At 64.8% G+C, this 1867-nt stretch carries 1 protein-coding gene; it reads left to right on the forward strand.

Features of this window, described 5'->3' with window-relative positions; translation table 11 throughout:
• Window positions 1-1867: Ig-like domain-containing protein (locus FFS60_RS28520; RefSeq protein WP_171016605.1), on the forward strand; the 1867-nt coding region annotated here is incomplete at both ends.

The raw sequence follows: 1867 nt of genomic DNA on the forward strand, positions 1-1867 counted from the left end.
TCATCCTCGACAACGGCACCAAGATCGGTGAAGTCGAAGTCGGCGAAGACGGTACCTGGGCATTCACCCCGGAAACCGAACTGGGCGATGGCGACCACGGCATCAGCGTGATCATCCAGGACCCGGCCGGCAACCAGTCCGAGCCGTCCGATGAGTGGGTCGTCACCGTCGATACCCAAGCACCTGACGCGCCAATCATCGGCAGCGTTTACGATGATGTGGGCACCAGGACCGGCGAACTGGCATCCGGCGACATGACCGATGACAGCAAGCCGACCATCAGCGGTACCGCCGAAGCGGGCGCTATCGTCGAGATCTTCGACAACGGCGTGAAGATCGGCCAGACCCAGGCCAACGGGCAACGCGCATGGAGCTACACGCCCGAGAAGCCGCTCGCCAGTGGCAGCCACGCAATCACCGCCCAAGCCACCGACGCTGCCGGCAACGTCTCCGCGCAGTCCCCGGCATTCGACTTCGTGCTCATTGCACCGAATGCGCCTGTGCCGCCGGCCATCACCTCGGTCATCGACGACGTAGGCACCATCCAGGGTCCGCTGCAGAAGAACGATGCGACCGATGATGCACGCCCCACGCTGCACGGCTCCGCCGCGCCGGGTGTCGTCATTTCCGTCTACAGCAACGGTACGCTGCTGGGCACCACCACAGCCGACGACCAGGGCCAATGGTCCTTCACGCCTGGCCAGGATCTGCCCCAGGGCCTGAACAAACTGACCGTTACCGCAACCGACCTGGCAGGCAATCTGATCCCGGGCTCGGAAACCGGCGCCTATCCCCTGGTCATCGACACCGTACGGCCTAACCCCGTCGAGTCCGGCGAACTGCTGGATGACGTCGGCGCCATCCAGGGTCCGATCGTCCACGGCGACACCACCGACGACGCCCAGCCGACCTTCCAGGGCAAGTCCGACGAACCCGACGCCACTGTCGTCATCTACGACAACGGTGCGGAAATCGGCCGTGTGAAGACCGACAAGGACGGTAACTGGAGCTTCACCCCGAACCCTGCGCTGGCCGATGGCGAGCACAGCCTGAGCGTCGAACTCATCGACCGCGCGGGCAACGTCGGTGACCGTAGCGAGCCGATCGACTTCACCGTCGACACCCGCTCGGTCGAAGTGTCCATCGATGCGATCCTCGACGATCACGGCACCAAACAGGGCCCGATCGCCAAAGGCGGCGTCACCGATGACGACACCCCGCTGCTGAGCGGCCGTGCGACCCCCAATGCGACCGTGGTGATCTACGACAACGGTGCCGAAATCGGACGTACCGAAAGCAACGCTTCCGGCGACTGGAGCTTCACCTCGCCGCAACTGGACGAAGGAGACCACGCGTTCAGCGCATCGGTCATCACCGAAGCGGCCGGTGAAAGCGCGCGCAGCCCGGAGTTCGACTTCCGCATCGACCTCACCGCCCCCGGCCCTGACGGCCACGGCATCCAGGAAGTGGTCGATGACGTGGGTACCATCCAGGGCCCGATCGAGAATGGCGGATTCACCGACGACACCACCCCGACCCTCAATGGCACCGGAGAGCCGGGCGACACCATCCATATCTACGATAATGGCAACCTGATCGGCAGCGCCCCAGTCAAGCCGGATGGCACCTGGAGCTACACGACTCCGCCGCTGAGCGAAGGCGAGCACGCGATCACCGTGGTCATCGAAGACGAAGCCGGTAATTCGTCCGAGCCCTCCGATCCGTGGGTCGTGAACGTCGATACCCAGGCACCTGATGCACCGGTTATCGGCAGCGTCCTCGACGACGTCGGCGTCAAGACCGGCGAACTGGCCTCCGGCGATGTCACCGACGACCAGCGGCCCACCCTCTCCGGCTCCGCCGAGAA

The organism is Pseudomonas sp. D(2018) (genome assembly GCF_005502555.1).
Taxonomy (GTDB): Bacteria; Pseudomonadota; Gammaproteobacteria; order Pseudomonadales; family Pseudomonadaceae; genus Metapseudomonas; species Metapseudomonas resinovorans.